The organism is Spirosoma sp. (assembly GCF_048594605.1).
Lineage (GTDB): Bacteria > Bacteroidota > Bacteroidia > Cytophagales > Spirosomataceae > Spirosoma.
In genome coordinates this window covers 1-5,344 of the sequence record NZ_JBMDWV010000373.1, presented here as the reverse complement: position 1 = coordinate 5,344, position 5,344 = coordinate 1, and the positions used below count along the sequence as shown (strand labels likewise).

At 47.2% G+C, this 5,344-nt stretch carries 4 protein-coding genes; 3 read left to right on the top strand and 1 reads right to left on the bottom strand.

Features of this window, described 5'->3' with window-relative positions; genetic code table 11:
* The 3 genes from ACOJS8_RS23395 to ACOJS8_RS23385 form a co-directional block, all read left to right on the top strand.
* Nucleotides 1-659: N-acetylglucosamine-6-phosphate deacetylase (locus ACOJS8_RS23395; protein ID WP_420150979.1), on the top strand; the 659-nt coding region annotated here is incomplete at its 5' end.
* A gap of 752 nt (nucleotides 660-1,411) precedes the next feature.
* Complete coding sequence (locus ACOJS8_RS23390; RefSeq protein ID WP_420150978.1) at nucleotides 1,412-4,366, top strand: TonB-dependent receptor; 2,955 nt, start codon at nucleotides 1,412-1,414, stop codon at nucleotides 4,364-4,366.
* 10 nt (nucleotides 4,367-4,376) lie between these two features.
* The gene (locus ACOJS8_RS23385) at nucleotides 4,377-4,886 is read left to right on the top strand and encodes a hypothetical protein (RefSeq protein ID WP_420150977.1); all 510 of its coding nucleotides are present in this window, start codon (nucleotides 4,377-4,379) and stop codon (nucleotides 4,884-4,886) included.
* Nucleotides 4,887-4,956: 70 nt separating this feature from the next.
* On the opposite strand, the gene ACOJS8_RS23380 is transcribed toward ACOJS8_RS23385, so the two are convergent.
* A partial coding sequence (locus tag ACOJS8_RS23380) for a RibD family protein (protein WP_420150976.1) occupies nucleotides 4,957-5,344 on the bottom strand: 388 nt, incomplete at its 5' end.

The following is a 5,344-nucleotide window of genomic DNA, read 5'->3' as shown; positions in this document are numbered from 1 at the left end:
TGACGCTGGCCCCAGAAATCCTGACGCCCGAACAGTTTGAAAAAATTAAAGCCCTAAAGCATTCAAACACGCTTCTGTCCTTAGGTCACAGCAATGCTACGTATCAGCAGGCAACGGCCGCTTTTAACGACGGTATTCCGCTAGCTACACATTTATACAACGCTATGCGCGGTTTCGAAAGTCGTGAGCCGGGAATTGTCGGAGCCGTATTTGATCATCCGAGTGTTCGAGCCAGCATTATTGCCGACAGTTATCATTGTAATCCAACCAGCATCCGCATCGCATATCGATTGCTGGGCGAGCGGTTATTTCTGATTTCAGATGCCTTATTCGCCAACCCACCCCGCCCCAATTTTACGTTAGAGCAGTTTATCGTCCATTACGAACCAGACCCGAATGGTCCTGGACGTTACGTCAACAATGAAGGTAATCTGGCGGGATCAGCAATTACGTTAATTGACTGCGTTCACATTGCGGTGGAACAGGCTGGCATCCCGCTTACAAATGCTTTGCGAATGGCTTCGGCCATACCGGCAGAGATTATCGGTCTGGGAGATCAGCTCGGCAAAATCCAGCCGGGTTACGTAGCCAATCTTGTCCAATTAGATAAAACGCTGTCTGTAAAAAACGTCTGGACATCCGGAAAACGGGTCGCCTGATAAAGATTTCAGAGTAAATTTTAAAACGCCTTAGACAAGTAGTCGAACTTGTCTAAGGCGTTTTAAGTATAAATACGCATAAAACCATAAAAAATACTTCAGACAATATAATCAATACAATCATCTATTGCATTATTCAACTAATTTAATATTATATTCTGCAAAATAATTTGATAACATTATTATAGTTGGCATATTTGAAAAAGTACAACAAAATATAGACTCTAAGTGGTGCGCACGATTGTTTTAGAGTTTTAATAAATCATAAAAGTGGTGGCGGGTAAAATAGTCCCGGGTTAAGGTTGCTACCACGAAATTTCAGTATATGTATTAATAGTAATAGCAAGTCGCAAAAAACGACTGTCGGATTTTTTATTGCCCATACTTTTTGAATGCATACACCTGATATTCAACTAATTATTTCCATGAAAGGCTACCTAATCACCAATACGTATTCGGCATGTGGAAGATCTTCGCTCAGTATTGGGCTGTACAGCTCACCAGCTAATACGTATTGAACCATTTCGGAGCATCTACTTGTACAGCTCCTCCCCAGACAGCAGCCTGAATAAGGCTCTATACAACCCGTATAAATCATCAATTAAACGTAAAGGAAACAGCATTACGCACCAACTATCTATTGCCAGCAACCTTGACTGTATTTCTGGCTTTCCAATGACTCATTTCCATTAGCCATTTACCCTTTCGGCTTCCCGGATTCAAAAGGAACCTCAATTTAACTCCCAAAAATTATGAAAAAACAAGTACGTAGTCGTGAGGTATTACCTGTATTACTCACCCTGTTTTTGCTACTGGTTTTAGTGCCTCTGGTCGCAGAGGCTCAATCAAGACGCATTACCGGCAAAGTAACCGCCAGCGCAAACACGGAGGTTCTACAGGGCGTAAACGTATTAATCAAGGGAAATACGCGAAAAGGCGCTATTACAGACAGCCAGGGCATGTTTTCGCTGGAAGCTGCACCCACCGACGTACTGGTCATCAGTTTCATCGGGTTCAAATCGAAAGAAATACCCGTAGGCAGCGAAACCACTATTAACATAACCCTGGACGAAGATGCTACACAGTTGACCGAGTTGATTGTAACTGGCACCCGTAACACCGGACGTACCATTCTGGAAACGCCCGTACCAGTCGATGTCATTTCAATCAAAGATATTATGGGCGAACTACCCCAGATTGATCTGGCGCAGATGCTGGCTTACGTAGCGCCCAGCTTTAATGCTGTTCGGTCGCAGGGCGGAGATCTTGACTCCCACGTCGATCCGGTTCAGTTACGGAATATGGCCCCTAACCAGATTCTTGTTCTGATCAACGGAAAACGCAGACACACGTCGGCTCTGCTCATCACCGGAACCGCCGTTGGTAGCCCATCTACGTCGGTAGATATGCTAACGATACCGGCATCGGCTGTTGATCGGGTCGAGATTCTGAGGGACGGCGCGGCTGCTCAGTACGGTTCAGACGCCGTGGCGGGGGTGGTAAATATCATTCTCAAAAAAGGTACCAACAAACTAACGGGTAGCCTTACGGGCGGTGGGTATCTGAACTCAGGGGGCCAGGCAGGCGCATTAACCAACGCTGGTAAACCTGACGGTTTCAATTATCAGTTTGATGCTAACTACGGTTTCAAAATCGCGGAAAGGGGTTATCTGAATATTTCGGGCCAGATTACCCAGCGACGCCCTACGCTACGTCCCTTCGTGAACGATTGGGGATTTTATGATAATACGTATCTGAGCAACTTACGTACTGATAAACACGGCAATCCAGTCATAACAAACCCTGAGCTGGTAGCGGCACAGGCGGCTGGAAATACAGCTCAGGCGGCAGCCTTACAAACGCAGGACGGGTTAATGAGTGCACGCGGTTTGACAAAGGCAGATTTTGCCGTTTATGCGGGTATGCCAGCCGTTACGCTAGGCAGCGCTTTTTATAATGCCGGCTACGAAATAAATCCTAATACGACTCTTTACAGCTTTGGTGGTGCTTCCTACAAGTTTCTGGAAGGTTACTCCTGCTATTTCCGACGACCCGCGCAAACAGACCGCTTCAATTATCTGCTTTATCCAAACGGTTTCCGGCCTCAGATGACCTCTAATACGTCCGATATCTCAAACACAGTAGGCATAAAAAGTAAGATTGGCGAATTCAGTGTTGACTTCAGTAATACGTTCGGCCGTAATTCCATGCGAATCGGTATGGTCAATACGATGAACGCTTCGCTGGGTTCAAACACCCCGGTGAATATGTACCTGGGTACGCACCAGTTTTCGCAGAACTCAACCAACCTCGACTTCTCGCGCTATTTCAAGGGAATCATGAACGGGCTGAACATTGCCTTCGGTGCCGAAATGCGCATCGAGAATTATAAAATCATGAAAGGCCAGGACGAAAGCTTTGCATATGGCGATGCGGGTGTGCTTACCGTAACAAAGGATGGCGCTCTGATAGGACCTGACGGCAAGCCGCTGGAAGATGCCAGCAGTACACCAATCGTTGACGCGGCCGGAAATCCACTACAGGTATACGCCGGACAGCAGGTGACGGTTAAATCGCTATCGTCAAACTGTCAGTGCTTTGCTGGTTTCGGACCGAAGAACGAACGTAACGAATACCGCACTACCATGGCTGCTTATCTGGACGCTGAACTTGAGCTGACCCGGAAGTTTTTAGTGGCGGCTGCGGTACGTGTGGAAAATTATTCAGACTTCGGGGGCGTATCCATCGGTAAGCTGGCGCTACGTTATTCGATTACGAATAACCTGACCATTCGCGGCTCTATTGCCAGTGGTTTCCGGGCGCCTTCTTTACAGGAACTGAATTATACACATACAGCAACGGCTTTCGTTCCAGATGCAAACGGTATTCCTCAGCCGTTAGACGTAACGACGTACCCAACCAACAGCACAGCGGCACGAGTTCTGGGTATCAAAGGATTACGGCAGGAAAACTCCCGCACGTACGGTCTGGGTCTGACGTATCAGCCAACGCGCGGATTCGAAATTACAGTTGATGCATACCAGATCGACGTAGATAACCGCATTTTCCGAACCAGCTATTTCAACGCTTCCGAAGTTGGCAACAATTACGACGAAGTTATTGGTGGTGGCGAAGCGCAGTTCTTTGTCAACGGCGCTAACGTTCGTTCCAGAGGGCTTGAGTTTGTTGGCAACTACACCTACAACATGGCACGTAACAAAAGCCTGACGTTCACGCTGGCAACAATCTTCAGCAAAAACACCATCCTTACCCGCAAAACGCTGGATCTGAACGTCGAGAACCTTACGCCGGAGCAGGTCGTTGGAAAGTACCTCGGTCGGGATGTAACTGGCCAGTTTGAAACCGGAACACCCCGAACAAAACTGATTGGCTCGGCAACGTACCGGTTCGACAAGTTTAATGTTATGCTGCGGGGTACTTATTTCGGGTCTGTTACCGAGCGCTCGGTCTCTTCCGACGATCAGGGTAACTACTACGATCAGACCTTTTCACCTCAGGCCATTTTCGATCTCAGTGTTGGTTACGACCTGAGCCGTAATGTGAAACTATCGATTGGCGGCAGCAACATTTTTGATAAATATCCGCAAATCCTTCGTCCGGAAAATCAGGGTTTTTACCTGTACTCCAATAATCAGCAAGGCTCTAACGGCGCTTACTATTATGGCCGTATCATGTTCAACTTCTAACTGACCTGTCATGAACCGTTTTTTCAATAAAAGAACCTTTCTGCCCTCGCTGGGCGTTATTCTCACCCTCGTTACGTTACTCAGTGCCTGTGAACAGCAAAAGTATGAACCGAATTTAACGGCAGCTCCCGGCGGTGGAACCGTATCGACTTACAAGGCGTATACGCTATCGTCGGCAACCGGAACGACTGTTTACGGACGAGTTGTTTTTTACAAATACAATTCTTCTGTTACGTTGGTACAGGTGGGTCTTTATAATACCGCTAACGGTACGTCCTATTCCTCGTCCATCTACGAAGGCAAACTTTCGACCGGGTCCAGCACAGCGCTGAAACCGCTGGATACGATTAGTGGGGCAACAGGGGAATTTTCAACCAATAAGTTCTTCACAATCAACGAAGCCGGCTTCTATGATAAATTGAGTACCTACAATGCCAATGTCAGGATCATGTCGGGCACTACGTTAGTGGCCAGTGGCGATATAGGCGCTAATGCATCCCCAATTGTCCAGCAACAATAAAAACTACGCTTATCTTACTATTAACCAGTTAAAGCTTTTCCGCAAAATAGGATTGCTTAATAGCTCCGGATCATTTTCCGGGGCTATTTTTGTAGATAGTCAGCTCGTCGTTGCCGATCATTTCACGGCTCACTAAATCCCCTTGTACGGTGGGCGCTTTTACGCCTTTCCCAAGCATCGCCTGACTTCGAAACACGCGCATTTCATCCCACAGACCCGCATCCAGAAAGGATTTTAATAGGGTAGTTCCCCCTTCAACCAGAACGGATTGAATGCTACGCTGGTGAAGATCCTGCAATACACGATGAAGGGACTGAGCGGCTGCATACGCGACGTTGGGGCGCTCTACTACGTTGACAGTTTCGTTCTGATGATACACAATTGTTGGCTGCGTACCATCGAACAGGTATAAATCTGGCGGAAGCGAAAGATTTCGGTCCAGCACGATACGTATCGGA

Coding starts and splice junctions, on each gene's coding strand:
- ACOJS8_RS23390 (WP_420150978.1), top strand. CDS start 1,412: ATGAAAAAACAAGTACGTAGTCGTGAGGTATTACCTGTATTACTCACC.
- ACOJS8_RS23385 (WP_420150977.1), top strand. CDS start 4,377: ATGAACCGTTTTTTCAATAAAAGAACCTTTCTGCCCTCGCTGGGCGTT.